Below are 16557 nucleotides of genomic sequence, written 5' to 3'. Positions count from 1 at the left end.
TACAAAACTAGTTCCGTAAACCGTGGAAAACCGCCCACACCCAACCACGAAATCGATTAGTATCGGTTGGCACGGAAAGAAGTTCCCGCCAGCCAATGTTGGTTCGCCTTCGAGGGGACGACTTCGTTTCATTGAAGAAGGCCGTCCAAATGGGCAATGCATCCCCCCGCCGCCGCAGACTTATCGGCCAGCTTGCCATTGAGCATAGATTCCACCCTGACGCGGACCAAACCGAATTGCGCCGCGAAATAGGCGCTCAAAAACTTGAAGATGCCATAAACGACATTGTGGCGAACTGGCCACCGCTCACTCCCTCGCAATTAGACCGTCTCGCCGGTCTGCTGCGTCCTGCGGGCGGCGAATAAGCATGAACGGGCCTGAGTCGCCGCTGAATGCCGTCCAGCACGCGGCTTCCATGCCCGCCGCTGCCGTCGTGGCCGAGCTACAAAAGTACGCCGCCGCCATGGGCCTAACTCTCACGGCCCGTTGCCGCAGATGCGGCGCACCGCTTTGGGCCGCACGGTCCCTACACGCCAAGCTAGGGCCGGTTTGTCGAGCGCGAACCGAACCCAGCCAGCCAGCACTCACGGAAGGAGCGACACGGTGAGTGACACAAATGAGACCGACTCTGTGAAGTCACGGCCAACCGAACCGATCAATAATCAGGTGATGAAAAGGATCGACTGTCCTGTCTGCGGACGGCAAGTCCCGATCAAATGGGATTGGAGCTTTTTCCCGCACGGTCCGGGCGCAAAATGCGTTGGTGACGCCGAAGTTGCGATGTTCCAAGACCTTGATGACGCGGGCATTGATTCTTACCGGCAGATAGAGCCGTTGCCGTTCATGCCGGAATGGAACCGATCAGGTTATCCGGCGCTCATTGCGTCCGGGGCTTCCGCCGCTGCGATTCGTGTTTATGTGGCGCTGACGGTCCACAAATTTCCAAAGCAATCAATACCGGAATTCGTCACGACTACTGGCATCCCTGCCGCCGTGTTGAGGCGCGGACTTGATGAACTTCTCCAAAGTGGATACGTCGTCAGGAATGGTGAGGGGAAGTGAAGCAGTTCAACAAGCTCAACTTGCATGAATTCCTTGCCGGACGGGGCCTTACTCCGCTCCAACGTGATGTTTTGATGTGCTTTGCCGATTATGGGAATTATGGCCTCGAAGAAATCAAGCCCAGCTTGGGAACTATCGCCAAAAAGTGGGGCCTGAATGTCAAGACGATTAGAAAGACCGCCCACGAGCTACAAGCCATTGGCTGGCTGCATGAGGTCGAAAAGGCAACGCAACATGTGCCCGCCGTTTACCGCATCCTGCTTCCAGACCTACCACGCGGTGGTACCTCTGAAACACCGGAACGTAAATCCAGACCTACCACTTCACGACTTCCAGACCTACCACCGGATTCCCTCAGGGCTACCACTTCACGACTTCCAGACCTACCACGGCGTGGTACCCAACCAGTAGTTACCAGTTCTTCACCAGTTAAAAACAACCAATCCGACGCTAGCGCGTCGTCTCCCGGCTCCGCTGACGCTACGCCGATGGACGATGGATTCAAGGAGTTCTTCTCCGCCTTTCGTAAGCAAGTGGACAAGTCCAAGGCAATACGCCTATATCAAAACGCCCTTGAGTCAGGAGTAAGCGCCTCAACTCTCCTGTCGTCGGCCAAGCGTTACATGGTGAGCGTCGAAGGAAGAGAAACGAAATTCACAAAGGGTCCAGCTACTTGGCTCGAAAAAGAGTGCTGGACAGAATTTCCGATACCTGCTTCGCGTCCGGAATCCCTCGCCGCTGTCGAGACGTGGATTCTCTCGCAATTCGGCGCGTTGGATCTCGACTGGGATCTGACGCCGCGAGCGCTGGATTTCGTGCGCGTGAACTTCGGCAAGATGACCAAAGAGGAAATGCTTGAGACGGTGACCGCCAATATGGCGGACGGCTTGGAACTTGGAAGGGCAAAGAAATGAAAGGTGAACGCACGGCTGCAGCGGCGGCGGTTGATGTGGTGGTGAACGCCGAGATTGCCCGACTACGCCCCATTGCTGATGCTGTGGAACTGGCAGCTTTCCGGGCAGGTGCCACGGTGAGTGAAGCAAGGGCCGCTAAGAACGCCGTGATCAGCACAGACATAAAGGCGCGAAGGCTGCGCTATGCGGCAATTCGAAAGGCGAAGAAATGAACAGGCAAGACACCACGGCATTCCTGCTACAGATCGAAAGGGACGCGTTCGCCTTGCTCACCCAAGATCTCCACGGCGAAGATACCCGCGCCATGATCGGGAAGTTCATTACCGAGCAGCCACCCGAAGTCCGGGCAACCTACGTAGCCACCTTGATCCACGAGCTAGCAACCGGCTTCGCCAGCGCCCTTGAGCTATTGCACGGCAGCCGGGAACAAGCCCTCAAGGTCACCCAAGCAACGGCGCTCCGGTTCGAATCCGTAGCACCGGATCTACGCCCGGAAGATATCTGAGCCATGGAACATTCCACGGCCCGTCAGGAAATGCCAGCCATTAACCAGCGCTGGGGGCATCAGCGCCGCACTGACACCACCCTTGGGCAATCACACCTGAACGATAGCCCAAGGCCGCAGAACGGCAGCAGTGCCCCCATAGTCGGACAGCAGCCGCACACCACGCACCCCGCGAGGACACACACGCAACGGCACACGGCACGGCATCGGAGCGAGGCAACCAAGGCAGCAACACCAAGGCACAAGCAGCAGACAAGCGCACCAAGCCAACACACCCAACCGGGCGCACCGGGGCACCAACAAACCGGGGCACCATCAGCCGCCCAACGACAGGCAGTTTTTTAGCCAGCAGAACGCGGACGACCGCCTAGTCTTCCGGAATTTCTCCGCTTTGTAGGGCAAAAATCCTGTAGGGCGGCTGTGGGGACAAAACGAAGGGAGTAATCAAATGAGCGATGCATTCAAGCACGGCGCGAGCGGCTACCGGCATCACAACTGCCGTTGTGAGGTTTGCCGTGAGGGCCATTCGGAGGCGCAGCGCCGTCGTCGGGCGAAGCTTGACGGCATGTCGTTTGTCCCGGCGAAGGCCGGGCTTACGGTTGTCCGTGCGCCGTTTCCGGCGTTCCCGGCTGATGATCCGCCCGTGGTTGAGCGTGGTCCCGCGCCCGAGTCCACGGAGTCCGCTGTTGAGGCCGAAATTGATGCGCTGGCGGTGCGGGCGGGCATCTGGACGAAGGAATGCGCCCGGCTCGAATCTCAGGCGATGTCTGCGGCGCGGATTGTTGACAAGGTGATTGCTGACGGGCGGGTGCATTTGGCCCCGGCTCATTACCGTCTGGTCAATGACGCCTTGGAGAAACTGCGGGTGATTCTGGCCCCGGTGCGGCAGACCGGCGACGCCGATGCATTCGAGGATGACGAATTCATTCGGAGCTTGGGAACGCCGGTTGATGGTCATAGGGATCACCTGCCGTGGACTTATCCGCCTGAGAAAGTGACCAACCCTGACACTTACGGTGTCAAACCAAAGGAGAAATGAAATGACAACCATGGAACAACTCATTGCCCGAGAGCGGGAGCAGCTAGTCGCCAAAAGGGCGCGCCGTGAGGCTTTGCACACCGCGCTTAGCGAGCTTGGACGCATGAAGTCTGATGGTGTCGAGCGTTCAATATCCGTAAGAACCAATCTCGGGATTGTCGATGCCGATATCGCCCGGAGCGAAGCCAAAATCCGGGAGCTTGAAGCCGAGAAGGCCCGCGATGACGCACTCGACGCCTTGGCGGACTCCGAATTGCTCGTGCACCCCGGACCGGGTTCACCCGACTTGGCCGCGTATCGTCAACGGTGCGCCAGTGCGAATGCCCGTCGCGAGGCTATTGAGGGCGGCTATGTGTAGCAATTCCGTTCGCGTATGATGGTTGTTGGCTTCCCACGGGATCCCGGTGAATAACCCACCCGTGGCCGGTCAATGCAGAGCCACCACCGCGCTTCGCCCGTAGTGGATTCGCCCAGCAAATGGTTTTGAACGTAAGACGCTGCCTGACACTACGTTGTCAATTGGCCGCGCCATTCCCATTTAGCCGGGCATGAATACGGCCCGCAGTAGGCTTTAGGAGCCGACAGTGAATATCCAAGAAATGATTGATACCAAACTTGCCCGGCGCAATGCCATCGCCGCAGAACTAAGCGCGGTCCGGGAACAAGACGCGCCCAACATGGCCCGCGTTGAAGCGCTCCGTTCCGAGAAGTCCGGGCTTGACGCTGAAATTGACGCCCTCGTAGCTGCCACCCGTGGCCCCGGCCCGAGCGACGGCGACTACACGGCCAACAGCCGTGCCGGGGGACTTGTCCAGGCATCGGCAACGACGTTCCGCAAGGACGGCGGCAAGGGCACACCGGCAAGGTTCGTGCTGCGGGACCGCCCGGACGTTCCCGCCGTGGTGGGGCGTGGCGAGTCCTTCGGTGCACACCCGCTCGTCAGGGAACATGCAGCCACGCGCGCCGCAAACGATGCCATTGTCAAAGGCGTCTATGGCGGATCTCTCGGGCAAATGGTGCGTACCGTGACGGATACCGGCACGTCCGCCGTGGTCCCGGCAGATTGGGCTACGGACGTTATTGACCTCGCCCGGAATTACTCGGCTGTTCTGAATGCCGGGGCGCAAATCGTGCCCATGAATGGGCAGATTGTGAATATCGGGCGCGTCACCGGCGACCCCACGGCAGCATTCCGCACGGAAGGCTCGGCGATCACGCCTAGCGATCCGACGCTCGACAACGTGACCCTCACATCGAAAACAATGTCCTGCCTCGTGCAGGTCACCATGGAATGGCTGCAAGACGCCATCAACGGCGAGGAACTGGTACGCAACGAAATCGCCAAGGCGATGGCCCTGAAACTGGATTACATGGCGCTATACGGCGGCGTGGTAACCGCGAATAGCTGGGCGGGGATCAACCTGCCAGTCGGCCCGAATCCTCGTGGCGTGGCAGCTACTCTGCTCGCGGTGCGTGCGGCGAACGTGCTGGGGAACCAGACGAACGGCACCGCATTGACCCGGTTCAATGAATTGATCGACCTTGACTACGCGGTCGAAAACCTCAACGAAAGTCCCACGGCGCTTTTGGCTCCCACCAAGCTTTTGCAGTCGTACGCGAAATTGATCGACAGCCAGAACAGGCCGCTGGATAAGAACCAGACGGATCTGCGGGATCTGCCGTTCATTCCGACAAACCAAGTTGCATCGGCTTACACCCAGGGAACGCTTACGACGGCTGCCGATGCTTTCGTGGGCGATTGGTCACAGCTTTTGATCGGGCAGCGGCTCGATTTCACTTTGCAGCGTTTGGACGAGCGTTACGCCGATTCCGGCATGATTGGTTTCGTCATGCACTGGCGCGGCGACATTGCCCCGGCACGGTCCAGCGCATTCGCGGTTTACAAGGCTCTGACGGGATCCGCCTAAATGGTACTCGCCACGCCTTTTGGCGCTGCCTTGAATTGGTCATATCCGTCAATCGAAGACCAGAACTATCGCAACGGAACCAGCGACGGAAGATTGCCGCAGACCTCCAATGCCGTTCCCACGCCTCGTATTGACGCACTCCACATCATGCACCTGACGGACCCTAACGGCGTCGCGGTTACCTTCCTGCCGGGCGAATCCCTCCCGGCATGGGCGCAACCTTACAGATAAGGAATTGAGAAAGTGGCCGATCACAAATTTAGCGGGCCATACGGGCCAGCGTCGCGGCGTCGTTCCAACGCCGAGGCGTTGCAGTTCGGTGACGCGGAGCATCCCGTCAATCCCGTGTTTGAGGACGTGTTTCGCGTCGTCAACCCGGAGCATCCGGAATGGGGTGAAGTCACTTTCCTGCCGGGCGAGCGGAAACCTCAATTCGTGCTTGAGCAGGAGGCGGCAGCAGCAGCAGCGCCGCCGCCCGAACCGAGCGAGCCGCCCGTGAGGCGCGGCAACAAGTCCGTGAAGGCGTCGGACTAAGAGAGCTTGGCGTAAAGGTCACTGCTCCGGCTTTTCAATAAGCGGCCCGAGCAGCCCATGGCGGCGAGGCAGCCCAAACCTTTCGGGACCGATGAACCGCCAGCGCCAACACAAAGAGACCCCCACCGCTTTACCGTCCGTTTCCCGGTGGGGGTCTCTTCTTGCGTGTTGAAGCTCAGCGCTCCGCTTCTGAACCGTTCCACACCGGCGTGTGACCGCCCGAGTGGCCTTGTCTACGAGCGCACCGTACAGCGTCCCCGGAAATGTTGCGCTCCGAGTAGTCGCATTGCTCTTCTGTTGGAACCGCGTTCTCAGTAGTCATGTCCCCGATCCTAGAGACGTGCTGGCTGCCATGGCGGGCAAGGACTCGCCGCAGAGCCAACTGGGAGCTAGGGCGAGGTGCCCCGGCTGGGCAAAGGCGGTTTGGATGCCTCTTCTTAGGCCAACTCGCCATCGGGCACCAAGTCAACCTCTTCATCTTCAATTTCTCTGTCCGGATCAATGAGAGCGCGGTTGCTGGCGTTCAGTTCATGGTCGTCTGGTGTGGCGGTACCGAGGTCGTTTCGCACCTCTTCCACATAGTCAATGAGGTGCATTGAGAAACGCACCTTTGCCGCGTGTAATCCATCCAAGGCTTCCATGAGTCGGTTGTGTCTCCTCGCCCGGATTCGGTCCTCGTCCTCTTCCGTCGCCTTGCCGTCCCCGATGCCTTCCATATATTGGATGCGAACGTACATATGCGCTTCGAACATCTCAGAGACGCAAGTGTCAAGTGAACGTGCGGCGTAGCGAACCTTGGGCGAGCCAAGAATCTTCACTTTTCCTCGATCTATCACCAGTTCCTCAGGATCAACATCGGGGATTTCTTCGAATCTCGCAGCGGAGATTTCCGCATGAATTGACTGGGCACGCAACATGAAAGTTGTATAGGCTTCCATTTTCTGGTCTCGGAGCCAAGTGGTGTGTTCCCGCTCTTGGGTCCGTTTCCACTGCTCATCAGTCGTCGCTCGTGCTGACGCAAGCGAGTCCGTAGTGTTCCTACGGTTGATATAGGCAGTAAGACCGGCACCGCCTAGACCGGCGACGATTGCAGTCCCAGCGGTGATCAAAAGTCGGAGAGTTTCGGCATCCATTGGCACAACATACACAAGCGCCACCGCCGAAGAGGGGCCTTTGTCCCTTTCAGTGTTCCGTGCCGCCAATCTAGTTCTGCTGTTTCGCTGTCCATGTCCTCGCCTGGACCCTCGCGGACCTGGGCCACAGAGACCAACCCCACAGTGACGACATCGGGCAGGCCCTCGGCTTGCGGCAGGCGGTTGCGGCCGCATGAAAGGACACGCCATGACTAAACATGGCCAGCGGCTCACCTCGGACGCCCCGGACCGGAGCAGGGAGCGACTCGCCCGGACAGCATTATCGCGGCTCATGGAACCGCAAGATGCGGGCGGGCTCGCGCTGGTGAAGGCCGCAGGGGCCGTTGACGGTCTCAAAATAGCGACCGGCGAACTCGCTCCCGGACCCGGGCTTGAGCAGGAAGTGGCTTCCTTGTTGGTGGACAGCGGGGTATCTTCCGCCGGGGCCGGATTGGCTGCTGCGTTGCGCCGGTGGGCGCCCCGGATCCCGGACCTTGCCCCGGACCGCGATCTTGCCACCATGCAACGCCTGGGTGGTCGCATGATCATCCCTGGGGACCCGCTGTGGCCCGCGCAGTTGGCAGACCTGGGCCTTCATGAGCCGTTGTGTTTGTGGTGGCGGGGAAACGAATTGGAGTTCCCACCCGTACGTCGGGTCGTGGCGCTTGTCGGCTCCCGGGACAGTACAAGCTACGGGGCCTCCGTCACGGGCGATTTCGCCTACGGGCTGGGTCAGCGCGGCTGCACCGTCGTGTCCGGAGGGGCCTACGGGATCGACGCCCATGCTCACCGCGGAGCCTTGGCCGGGGGCACGAACGACATGCCGACCATCGCGGTGATGGCCGGGGGCGTGGACCGATACTATCCGTCCGGAAACGAGGATTTGCTGCGTGCCGTGGCAAACCAAGGGGCGGTCATTTCCGAAGTTCCCCCGGGCTCGGCGCCCACCCGTTACCGCTTCCTTCAGCGGAACAGGATTATCGCTGCCTTGGCAGCCGTGACCGTGGTCGTGGAAGCGCGCTGGCGTTCGGGTGCCCTGAATACAGCTCATCATGCTGAATCCATCGGCAGGGCGGTCGCCGCGGTCCCGGGGTCCATCCACAGCGCCAACTCTGCGGGCTGCCATCGGCTCCTCCGGGATGGCGGAGCTGTTTGCGTCACGGACGTCGGAGAGATCGCTGAACTGGCAGGGTCGAGCGGTGAGGGGCTCGTCGGGGACAAGGAAACGGCAGCCTCGGATCACGACGGGCTCACCCTCGAGGACCTCATCCTGCTCGACTCCCTGCCCGTCCGTTCTACGAGCTCGGTGGAGAAGCTCGCGGTCGTTGCGGGACTCAGCCCCGAGTCCGTCAGGGCAGGTCTTGGACGCCTCGGCCTGTTGGGCTTGGCGGTATCAGTGAGTGGCGCGTGGAAGAGATCGGGGAAACAGGGATAAACTAGGGATAGTCGACTATCAGTTAGCGGGGGTTGAGGTAGCTTCGATGGGGACGGAGTGGACATGAAGCCAAGGACGCAGCCCGCGAGGTTCGTGATTGGACGGCAAATCGGTCTCTTTCTGATTGTGGGAGCCGTCCTGTTCGTCCAAGGCGGCTCTGGCCCGGTCTGCCTTTGGGTTGTTTTCGTGGTCTGGCAGGGGTTGCTCCTGTGGCAGTACTTCAGGATGTGCGGGTCCATCGGTCAAAGGTGAAGCGGCTCGTCGTGGCGATGCCAGCCACCGGGCCCCGCGGCTGGCACAGTGGAAGGGTGCAAGAGAATCCGCTCCCCGAAGCACTCGCCGGGTCCGTTCAGGGCTTCCGGCGTTACCTCGAAAGCGAACGGGCCAGGTCCGCCCACACGGTGAGGGCGTACATCGCCGACGTCGAGAACCTACTGCGCTTCGCTGCCGTGGAGGGCGTGGGGGAACTCGCGGACCTGGAACTCGGCACCCTTCGACGTTGGCTGGGGGCACAAAGCGAATCCGGCCGGTCCAGGGCAACACTCGCCCGGCATGCCGCGACGGCCCGCGCATTCACCGCCTGGGCCCTGCGGGAAGAACTCATCGCGTCGGACCCTGCCATTCGCCTCCAAGCCCCCAAGCTGGACCACACACTCCCCGGAGTCCTTCACCAGCAGCAGGTCTCCAGGATCTTCGAAAACCTGTCAGGGGCAGCCGCGGCGGGCTCTCCGATGCCGTTGAGAAACCGCGCCGTCGTCGAATTGCTCTACGCCACAGGGATCCGCGTCGGCGAGCTCGCCGGCCTGGACATCGATGATCTCGATCCGGACCGCCGGACTCTTCGCGTGCTCGGCAAGGGCAACAAGGAACGGACGGTGCCCTATGGGGTCCCGGCTGCGCTCGCCGTCGACGACTGGCTCCGCCGCGGACGCCCACGGCTCGCAAACGAGCGCAGCGGGCCGGCACTCTTCCTCAGTTCAAGGGGCAACCGCATCGATCAGCGCCAGGCCCGCAGCGTCGTCAACGATCTCCTGGCAGCCTTGGGGGATACCGCGGCAACCGGCCCCCACGCCCTGCGTCACACCGCCGCCACCCATTTGCTCGACGGCGGCGCGGACCTGCGTGCCGTGCAGGAAATTCTGGGACACAGCAGCCTCGCAACAACCCAGATCTACACCCATGTGTCGGTGGACCGGCTCCGCAAGAGCTATCAACAAGCCCACCCCCGTGCTTAAGGACCAGAAACCGTGCAACACTTCGAACAGTCCCAGAGGAGGAAAACCGCACGTCCGTGAATCGCACTGGCGTAATTCGGGTCGGTACGGCAAAATGAAAGCACTGCGGGGGAACTTTCAACCAAAACTTGAATGTTCTTCCGCTGCGGAAAAAATCATAGATAGGTAGGGAAACCGGAACAGCGCGGCACCCGCGCAGCACATTTTCATCCAGGCAGAGGTCGTTGGGGAAGACGTACCTACAGCTATGGAGGATGGAATGTCTGTTGCAATAACCCGCGGTGTCTTGTTTGTGCATTCGGCCCCTACCGCGTTGTGCCCTCACGTTGAGTGGGCCATCGGATCGGTCGTTGACAAGCGGACCGATCTTGAGTGGACCCCTCAGCCGGCCGCGCCCGGAATGTTCCGCGCCGAGCTCTCCTGGGCAGGAGTGCCTGGAACCGGTGCCCAATTGGCTTCGGCACTGCGAGGATGGGCGCACCTTCGCTACGAAGTCACCGAGGAGCCCAGCCAAGGCGTCGACGGCGCGCGTTGGTCGCACACACCGGAGCTGGGTATCTTCCATGCGGTTACCGATGTCCACGGCAACATCATGGTGACTGAGGACCGCATCCGCTACGCCTACGAGTCGGGGGCGGGAGATCCTGCCGCCGTCTACCACGAGCTTTCCTTGGCGCTCGGTGAGGCCTGGGACGAAGAGCTCGAGCCCTTCCGGCATGCCGCTGAAGGCGCCCCTGTGCGCTGGCTCCACCAGGTCGGTTAGGCAACACCAGCTCGGTTAAGCAACACCCGGTCGGTTAGGGAACAAAGTTCCCAAAATAGCTTTTCCATAGCAAAGAGGAGGGCCCCACCACGGTGGGGCCCTCCTCTTGTGCCTTGCTTTGTTCGCCGAAGCTCCGGCGACCGTCAGACGTTGCGGATGGCGATGACGGCGTTGTGGCCGCCGAAACCGAAGGAGTTGCTCAAAGCGACAATGTCACCGGCAGGCAAAGTGCGTGCCGAAGTGACGACGTCGAGCGGGATCTCCGGATCCTGGTTCTCAAGGTTGATGGTCAACGGAGCCTGGCGTTCGTAGACGGCGAGGACCGTCAGCACCGCTTCTACGGCCCCTGAAGCGCCCAACAGGTGGCCCATCTGCGACTTGGTGGCGGAGACCGCCACATTGTCGACGTGGGCGCCCAGTGCGGCGCGGAGCGCCGTGTACTCGGGCTTGTCACCAACAGGCGTCGAGGTGGCGTGGGCGTTGACGTGCACGACGTCCTCAGCTTGGATGCGGCCATCGAACATGGCAGCCTTCAAAGCGCGGGTAGCGCCCAGGCCTTCCGGGTCCGGTGCGGTGATGTGGTAGGCGTCAGCTGTGACTGAAGTGCCGGCGAGCTCAGCGTAGATGCGTGCGCCGCGGGCGATCGCGTGCTCCTCGGCTTCCAGGACCAGGGCGCCGGCGCCTTCACCCATGACAAAGCCGTCGCGGTCGCGGTCGTATGGCCGCGAAGCGTGCTCGGGATCGTCATTGCGGCGCGAGAGGGCCTGCATCGAGGAAAACGCGGCGAGCGGCATCGGGTGGATGGCGGCTTCGGCGCCGCCGCAGACGACGACGTCGGCCTTGCCGGAGCGGATGAGATCCAGGCCGAGGTGCAAGGCTTCGGTGCCGGAAGCGCAAGCAGAAACCGGGGTGTGCGCACCGGCGCGGGCACCAAGGTCAAGGCTGACCGCGGCGGCGACGCCGTTCGGCATGAGCATGGGAACCGTCATGGGCAGAACCCGGCGGGGGCCCTTTTCCCTCAGCGTGTCCCAAGCGTCCAGGAGCGTCCAGACGCCACCGATACCCGTGGCGAAAGCCACGGCAAGGCGATCGTGGTCGATTTCGGTGATACCGGAATCAGCCCAGGCCTCGCGGGCGGCGATGACACCGAATTGCGTGGACGGGTCCATGCGCTTGGCTTCTACGCGGCTCAGAACCTCGAGGGCCGGCGTCGAGCACCGGGCGGCAAAGTGGACCGGAAGGTCATACTTGGCAACCCACTCGTCCTCGAGTGTGTGGGCACCGGAGACCCCTTTGAGCGCGTTCTTCCACATCGTGGGGACGTCGCCGCCGATGGGCGTTGTGGCGCCCAGACCGGTTATGACTACTTTGCGTGCCATGCGATCACTCTCTGTCGGATCAGCCAACCCACGTGCTGTTCTCACTGGGGAGGCAGGAAAAAACTTTGGGAGATAAAGCAGCTGTGCCGGGCTTCGGATGCAACAGGGCGCACCCGAAGTCCGGCACAGTTGAGGCCAGGCTAGGCCTGTGCGTTCGAGATGAAGTTGACGGCGTCGCCGACGGTCTTGAGGTTCTTGACCTCTTCGTCCGGGATGCGCACGCCGAACTTCTCTTCAGCGTTGACGACGATGGTCATCATGGAGATGGAGTCGATGTCGAGGTCCTCGGTGAAGGACTTGTCCAGCTCCACGGCTTCGGTGGCGAGGCCGGTCTCTTCGTTCACGATTTCAGCCAGGCCGGCCAGGATTTCTTCGTTGCTAGCCATTGTTGGCTCCTTTTCTTGTTGTGCCGGCTATTGCCGGAATGGGGGCAAACCGCGGTTACGGCTTGGGTTTCAAAGCGCTATTCAATTGGAAGGCAGGCGCGGTCCGAAACTACGGAAGAACGATTACCTGGGCACCAAACACAAGACCGGCACCGAAGCCGATCTGCAAGGCGAGGCCGCCGCTGAGCGCCGGGTTCTCCTTGAGGAGTCGGTGCGTGGCCAGCGGAATGGAGGCGGCAGAAGTATTTCCCGCATCGGCGATGTCCCGTGCAACCACCACAGTCTCGGGAAGTTTGAGCTTCTTGACCATCTCATCGATGATCCGCATGTTCGCCTGGTGCGGGACAAACGCCGCCAGATCCGAGGCTTCAATGCCTGCGGCGTCGAGGGCTTGCTGGGCAACCTTCGCCATTTCCCAGACGGCCCAGCGGAAGACCGTCTGGCCGTCCTGGCGGAGCGTCGGCCAGACATCCTGCGCCGCGGAAATAATGGCCTGATCGTCGGATTCATCCGAGTGGCGGGCAGTCTCGCCAAGGTTGCGGACTTCGTCGAGGGAATGCGTCATGCCGATCGCGTTCCACTTGCTGCCATCGGATCCCCAGACGGACGGGGCAATGCCGGGCGTGTCGGACGGGCCGATGATCACGGCGCCCGCACCGTCGCCGAGAAGGAAGGAAATGGTTCGCTCATGGTTGTCGATGACGTCCGAGAGCTTCTCGGCGCCGACCACCAGGACGTATTCAGCCGCGCCCGATCGGACCAAGGCGTCGCCCTGGGCGATGCCATAGCAGTAGCCTGCACATGCCGCGGAGATGTCGAAGGCCGGTGCAGGGGTGGCGCCCAAACGGTCGGTGAGGGCGGCGGCGGCGGACGGCGTGGCATACGGGTGCGTGACGGTGGAGACGATGACGGCACCCAGCTGGGAAGCCTCAATGCCGGCCTGCTTGAGTGCCTCGCGGGCAGCGCCTTCGGCCATGTCGATAACGCTGACATCGGCCGCAGCGCGGTGGCGGGTCACGATGCCTGTGCGCTGGCGGATCCATTCGTCCGAGGAATCGATCCACTGGCAAACGTCGTCGTTGGTGACGATGATGTCAGGGCGGTATGCCCCGATGCCGATAACGCGTGAGTATGCGTTCGTCGGCGCTTGCTTGAGTACGGGGGCGCTCATGCGTCTCCCTCCAATTCCGCGAAGAGTGCAAGTGCGGCGGACAAGTCTTCCGGCGTCTTGACGGCAACGGTTTTCACGCCGGGCATGCCGCGCTTGGCGAGGCCGGCCAGGGTGCCGGCAGGTGCCAGTTCGATGAGTCCGGTGACTCCGCGCTGGACCAGGTTCTCCATGCAGAGGTCCCAGCGCACCGGGCGCGAGACCTGGGCGATCAGGCTTTCGACGGCGGCGCCGCCGTCCGTGACTTCCTGGCCATCGAAGTTCGAGAGCAAGGGAACCGTGGGAGCCTGCGGTTTGAGCGACGGCCGCAGTGCTTCAAGCGCGCTCACGGCCGGGGCCATGTGGGAGGTGTGGAATGCTCCGGCGACCTTCAGCGGGATGACCCTGGCCTTGGCAGGCGGGTTGTCAGCCAGCGCCTGGAGCTGTTCGAACGTGCCCGCGGCAACCGTCTGGCCCGCGCCGTTGACGTTCGCGGGAGTTGCGCCCGCTGCCTCGATAGCGGACAGCACCTCGGCCGGATCGCCGCCGACGACGGCACTCATTCCGGTGGGGGTGACGGCGGCGGCAGCGGCCATGTTGTTGGCACGCTCGCGGACAAACGTCATGGCTTCTTCCTCGCTCAGGACACCCGCAAGCGCCGAGGCCGTGATCTCCCCGACCGAGTGGCCGGCAAGGACGATCGGAAGGGTACTGAGTTCGACGTCGAACAGCGATTTCGCTGCCACGAGCCCTGCGGCAACAATCAGGGGCTGCGCGACGGCAGTGTCCTTGATGGTTTCTTCATCGGAGGTGGTGCCGTGGGCCTTGAGGTCGATGCCTGCGATTTCGCTCAGGGAGGCCAAATGGCCTTCTACGGAAGGGAGCTCCAGCCAGGGGGCCAAAAATCCAGGGGTCTGGGAGCCCTGTCCAGGGCAGACGATTGCAAGCACGTAACCAGCTTTCCAAATTGCCGCGTGAACTACTGGTGTTTGCGTACACCAAGCTCACTGGGTCAGTTTGTAGGAAGTCTACAACGGTTCAACCCGCGGATCGGGTACCGTGACGCTCCGACGTCGCCTTTGGCTGGGCCGAAAGCCTGCCCACAACCAACGCGGTTTGGAGCACGAAAGCCTCCCGGGGGAGGAGCGGATCCCACCCTGTGACGTCGCAGACGCGCTTGAGACGATACCGCACCGTGTTTGCGTGGACGAACAGCTCGCGGGCGGTTGCTTCGAGGGAATGGCCCAGTTCCAAGTAGGTTCCGAGGGTTTCAACAAGGCCGTTGGATGCGGCCAGCAGCGGCCGGTAAATGTTCTTGATCAGGGAACGGCGGGCGGCGTCGTCGCCTGAGACTACGCGCTCCGGGAGGAGGTCGTCAGCGGCTACCGGTCGCGGAGCCGAAGGCCAGGCCTTGGCAGCGGTGAGCCCTGCAAAGGCTGCCTGTGCGGAGCTGCTTGCCTCCAACAGTGACCCGGCCTCGGGTCCATAGACCACCGCGCCGGGGGCGAACAGTTCGCTCAGTTTCAGATACGCGGTGTCTCGGTCTTGGACGCCACCGAGGATCAAGATGAGGCGGTCGCCCTGGATGCCGACCAGGGCGTCCTCCGCGTAGCGTCCGGCGGTCCGGCGCAACTCGCTCACGTAGCTTGCGCTTGGTTCCGACGGCGAGTTGCCCACCATCACCGTGAAGCGCTCCTGGGCCTTCCAGCCGAGGGCCGCGATGCGGGAACGAAGGGCGTCGGTGTTCTCGCCACGGAGGATGGCGTCCACGATCAAGGCTTCGAGCCTGGTGTCCCAGGAACCGCGGGATTCGGCGGCGCGGGCATAGACATCGGCTGCGGCGAATGCCACTTCCCGCGAGTAGCGCAGGACCGCTTCGCGCAAAGAGGGCTGGTCGGCTTCGGGTGCGATGACGGGGACCTGGTCCTCCACCACCTCGACGACGATCCGGATCAGCTGGAGGGCCTTTTGCAGGCTGATGGAGCGGGTCAGTTCGGTCGGAGCATTCCCGAAGACGTCCGTCAGGATCCACGACGGCGAGCTCGGCCTCTCGTACCACGTCACGAAAGCCGCGATTCCGTTTTGGGCAACCAGGCCCAATGCTGAGCGTTCATCGGAGCTCAGCCGGCTGTACCATGGCAACGATTTCTCAAGCTTGCGCATGGTGGTGGTGGACAGTTGCCCCACATTGGCACGGAGCCGCTTGAGGGTCTCCGCCTTTTCGGGTGATAACGTGCGCGCGGCCGCTTTGCGTTTCGCGGGGGTTTGATTCGGCTCTGCCATGCCTTGAGCATACGGCGCATCATCCACAAGCTCCATTTGTGCGAAGGCTACAACTGCGATTGGTGCACGTCACGTGACTGCCCGCGTCGAGTGGTGCTGAGCGGCGATTGTTACTGCCCGGATGTTAAAGCCCGGGTGTTAAAGCCCGACGGCGGCCCGCACCTTTCGGTGTGGACCGCCGTCGAGATGTTGCTTGCTTCTCTGGAGGCTTAGCTTTCGCCGCCCGCCCCTCCGGTGGTGCCGGCGTTGACGTCGAGGAGGCTGTACTTCTCGATTGCCTGGGCAGGCGCCTGCACGTCAACTTCGCCTCGGCGGGCGAGGAGTTGGAGGGCTTTGACGACGATGGAGTGGGTGTCGTTCTTGAAGAAGCGGCGTGCGGCTTGGCGGGTGTCGGAGAATCCGAAGCCGTCGGCGCCGAGGGAGGCGAATTCGTTGGGGATGAATTGGCGGATCTGGTCGGGGACGGCTTTCATGTAGTCGGTGACGGCGATGACCGGTCCGGTGGCGCCGGCGAGTTGCTGGGCGACGAACGGGATGCGGGGTTCTTCGCCGGGGTTCAGGAAGGCGTGTTCTTCGGCGGCGAGTCCGTCGCGCCGGAGTTCGTTCCAGGAGGTCACGGACCAGACATCGGCGGAGACTCCCCAGTCCTGGGCCAGGACCTTCTGGGCTTCCAGGGCCCAGGGGACCGAGACGCCGGAGGCCAGGATCTGTGCCCGGGGCCCGTCGGTTTTCGCCGGGGCGAGCAGGTAGATGCCCTTGAGGAGGCCTTCGGTGTCGAGGTTTTCCGGTTCCGCGGGCTGGCTGATCGGTTCGT

20 protein-coding genes are annotated in these 16557 nt (G+C 62.1%); 13 read left to right on the top strand and 7 right to left on the bottom strand.

Going from position 1 to position 16557, the window contains the following annotated elements; genetic code table 11:
- Window positions 1-149: 149 nt before the first annotated feature.
- The 10 genes from QRN52_RS01945 (at window position 150) to QRN52_RS01905 (ending at window position 5982) form a co-directional block, all read left to right on the top strand.
- Window positions 150-365: a hypothetical protein gene (locus QRN52_RS01945; RefSeq protein ID WP_284751115.1), complete on the top strand. Its 216-nt coding sequence runs from the start codon at window positions 150-152 to the stop codon at window positions 363-365.
- Window positions 366-367: 2 nt separating this feature from the next.
- Window positions 368-607, top strand: coding sequence for a DUF6011 domain-containing protein (locus QRN52_RS23895; protein WP_350225118.1), 240 nt, complete (start codon window positions 368-370; stop codon window positions 605-607).
- Window positions 604-1062: a hypothetical protein gene (locus QRN52_RS01940; protein ID WP_284751114.1), complete on the top strand. Its 459-nt coding sequence runs from the start codon at window positions 604-606 to the stop codon at window positions 1060-1062. The genes QRN52_RS23895 and QRN52_RS01940 overlap by 4 nt, the downstream gene beginning before the upstream one ends.
- The gene (locus QRN52_RS01935; protein WP_284751113.1) at window positions 1059-1976 is read left to right on the top strand and encodes a hypothetical protein; all 918 of its coding nucleotides are present in this window, start codon (window positions 1059-1061) and stop codon (window positions 1974-1976) included. The genes QRN52_RS01940 and QRN52_RS01935 overlap by 4 nt, the downstream gene beginning before the upstream one ends.
- The gene (locus QRN52_RS01930) at window positions 1973-2188 is read left to right on the top strand and encodes a hypothetical protein (RefSeq protein WP_284751112.1); all 216 of its coding nucleotides are present in this window, start codon (window positions 1973-1975) and stop codon (window positions 2186-2188) included. Before QRN52_RS01935 ends, QRN52_RS01930 begins: the two co-directional genes overlap by 4 nt.
- Window positions 2185-2481 (top strand): hypothetical protein, encoded by a 297-nt coding sequence (locus tag QRN52_RS01925; RefSeq protein WP_284751111.1) that lies wholly within the window; start codon window positions 2185-2187, stop codon window positions 2479-2481. The genes QRN52_RS01930 and QRN52_RS01925 overlap by 4 nt, the downstream gene beginning before the upstream one ends.
- Window positions 2482-2929: 448 nt before the next feature.
- A complete protein-coding gene (locus QRN52_RS01920) occupies window positions 2930-3520 on the top strand; it encodes a hypothetical protein (protein ID WP_284751110.1) in 591 nt (196 codons plus the stop codon).
- A gap of 1 nt (window position 3521) precedes the next feature.
- Window positions 3522-3878 (top strand): hypothetical protein, encoded by a 357-nt coding sequence (locus QRN52_RS01915; protein WP_284751109.1) that lies wholly within the window; start codon window positions 3522-3524, stop codon window positions 3876-3878.
- Window positions 3879-4104: 226 nt separating this feature from the next.
- On the top strand, window positions 4105-5448 hold the full coding sequence (locus QRN52_RS01910; protein WP_284751108.1) for a phage major capsid protein: 1344 nt from the start codon (window positions 4105-4107) through the stop codon (window positions 5446-5448).
- A gap of 243 nt (window positions 5449-5691) precedes the next feature.
- Complete coding sequence (locus QRN52_RS01905; RefSeq protein ID WP_284751107.1) at window positions 5692-5982, top strand: hypothetical protein; 291 nt, start codon at window positions 5692-5694, stop codon at window positions 5980-5982.
- 437 nt (window positions 5983-6419) lie between these two features.
- On the opposite strand, the gene QRN52_RS01900 is transcribed toward QRN52_RS01905, so the two are convergent.
- Window positions 6420-7115, bottom strand: coding sequence for a hypothetical protein (locus QRN52_RS01900; RefSeq protein WP_284751106.1), 696 nt, complete (start codon window positions 7113-7115; stop codon window positions 6420-6422).
- A 208-nt stretch (window positions 7116-7323) separates the two neighbouring features.
- Between QRN52_RS01900 and dprA the strand changes: the two genes are divergently transcribed.
- The 3 genes from dprA (at window position 7324) to QRN52_RS01885 (ending at window position 10548) form a co-directional block, all read left to right on the top strand.
- The gene (gene dprA / locus QRN52_RS01895) at window positions 7324-8550 is read left to right on the top strand and encodes a DNA-processing protein DprA (protein WP_284751105.1); all 1227 of its coding nucleotides are present in this window, start codon (window positions 7324-7326) and stop codon (window positions 8548-8550) included.
- Window positions 8551-8819: 269 nt separating this feature from the next.
- Complete coding sequence (locus QRN52_RS01890) at window positions 8820-9785, top strand: tyrosine recombinase XerC (RefSeq protein WP_284751319.1); 966 nt, start codon at window positions 8820-8822, stop codon at window positions 9783-9785.
- Window positions 9786-10044: 259 nt separating this feature from the next.
- Window positions 10045-10548, top strand: coding sequence for a DUF3145 domain-containing protein (locus QRN52_RS01885; RefSeq protein ID WP_078108617.1), 504 nt, complete (start codon window positions 10045-10047; stop codon window positions 10546-10548).
- A gap of 143 nt (window positions 10549-10691) precedes the next feature.
- Here the strand turns inward: QRN52_RS01885 and fabF are convergent, their stop codons facing one another.
- The 6 genes from fabF to QRN52_RS01855 all read right to left on the bottom strand — a co-directional run.
- Complete coding sequence (gene fabF / locus QRN52_RS01880; RefSeq protein ID WP_284751104.1) at window positions 10692-11927, bottom strand: beta-ketoacyl-ACP synthase II; 1236 nt, start codon at window positions 11925-11927, stop codon at window positions 10692-10694.
- Window positions 11928-12067: 140 nt separating this feature from the next.
- Window positions 12068-12313, bottom strand: a complete 246-nt coding sequence (locus QRN52_RS01875; protein WP_028267518.1) for an acyl carrier protein — start codon at window positions 12311-12313, stop codon at window positions 12068-12070.
- A 109-nt stretch (window positions 12314-12422) separates the two neighbouring features.
- A complete protein-coding gene (locus QRN52_RS01870) occupies window positions 12423-13484 on the bottom strand; it encodes a beta-ketoacyl-ACP synthase III (RefSeq protein WP_284751103.1) in 1062 nt (353 codons plus the stop codon).
- Window positions 13481-14410, bottom strand: a complete 930-nt coding sequence (locus QRN52_RS01865; RefSeq protein WP_284751102.1) for an ACP S-malonyltransferase — start codon at window positions 14408-14410, stop codon at window positions 13481-13483. Before QRN52_RS01865 ends, QRN52_RS01870 begins: the two co-directional genes overlap by 4 nt.
- 88 nt (window positions 14411-14498) lie before the next feature.
- Window positions 14499-15743, bottom strand: coding sequence for a PucR family transcriptional regulator (locus tag QRN52_RS01860; protein ID WP_284751101.1), 1245 nt, complete (start codon window positions 15741-15743; stop codon window positions 14499-14501).
- Window positions 15744-15952: 209 nt separating this feature from the next.
- On the bottom strand, window positions 15953-16557 hold a 605-nt coding region (locus tag QRN52_RS01855; protein ID WP_502869680.1), incomplete at its 5' end, for a transketolase-like TK C-terminal-containing protein.

This window comes from Arthrobacter sp. efr-133-R2A-120 (genome assembly GCF_030209835.1).
Taxonomy (GTDB): Bacteria; Actinomycetota; Actinomycetes; order Actinomycetales; family Micrococcaceae; genus Arthrobacter.
This window is presented reverse-complemented; position numbering and strand designations above follow the sequence as displayed.

Excerpts from the sequence above, each read along its gene's own strand:
- QRN52_RS01875 (WP_028267518.1), bottom strand. The coding sequence starts at position 12,313 with ATGGCTAGCAACGAAGAAATCCTGGCCGGCCTGGCTGAAATCGTGAAC.
- fabF (WP_284751104.1), bottom strand. The coding sequence starts at position 11,927 with ATGGCACGCAAAGTAGTCATAACCGGTCTGGGCGCCACAACGCCCATC.
- QRN52_RS01860 (WP_284751101.1), bottom strand. The coding sequence starts at position 15,743 with ATGGCAGAGCCGAATCAAACCCCCGCGAAACGCAAAGCGGCCGCGCGC.
- QRN52_RS01920 (WP_284751110.1), top strand. The coding sequence starts at position 2,930 with ATGAGCGATGCATTCAAGCACGGCGCGAGCGGCTACCGGCATCACAAC.
- QRN52_RS01945 (WP_284751115.1), top strand. The coding sequence starts at position 150 with ATGGGCAATGCATCCCCCCGCCGCCGCAGACTTATCGGCCAGCTTGCC.
- QRN52_RS01925 (WP_284751111.1), top strand. The coding sequence starts at position 2,185 with ATGAACAGGCAAGACACCACGGCATTCCTGCTACAGATCGAAAGGGAC.
- QRN52_RS01915 (WP_284751109.1), top strand. The coding sequence starts at position 3,522 with ATGACAACCATGGAACAACTCATTGCCCGAGAGCGGGAGCAGCTAGTC.
- dprA (WP_284751105.1), top strand. The coding sequence starts at position 7,324 with ATGACTAAACATGGCCAGCGGCTCACCTCGGACGCCCCGGACCGGAGC.
- QRN52_RS01870 (WP_284751103.1), bottom strand. The coding sequence starts at position 13,484 with ATGAGCGCCCCCGTACTCAAGCAAGCGCCGACGAACGCATACTCACGC.
- QRN52_RS23895 (WP_350225118.1), top strand. The coding sequence starts at position 368 with ATGAACGGGCCTGAGTCGCCGCTGAATGCCGTCCAGCACGCGGCTTCC.
- QRN52_RS01890 (WP_284751319.1), top strand. The coding sequence starts at position 8,820 with ATGCCAGCCACCGGGCCCCGCGGCTGGCACAGTGGAAGGGTGCAAGAG.
- QRN52_RS01930 (WP_284751112.1), top strand. The coding sequence starts at position 1,973 with ATGAAAGGTGAACGCACGGCTGCAGCGGCGGCGGTTGATGTGGTGGTG.
- QRN52_RS01885 (WP_078108617.1), top strand. The coding sequence starts at position 10,045 with ATGTCTGTTGCAATAACCCGCGGTGTCTTGTTTGTGCATTCGGCCCCT.
- QRN52_RS01900 (WP_284751106.1), bottom strand. The coding sequence starts at position 7,115 with ATGGATGCCGAAACTCTCCGACTTTTGATCACCGCTGGGACTGCAATC.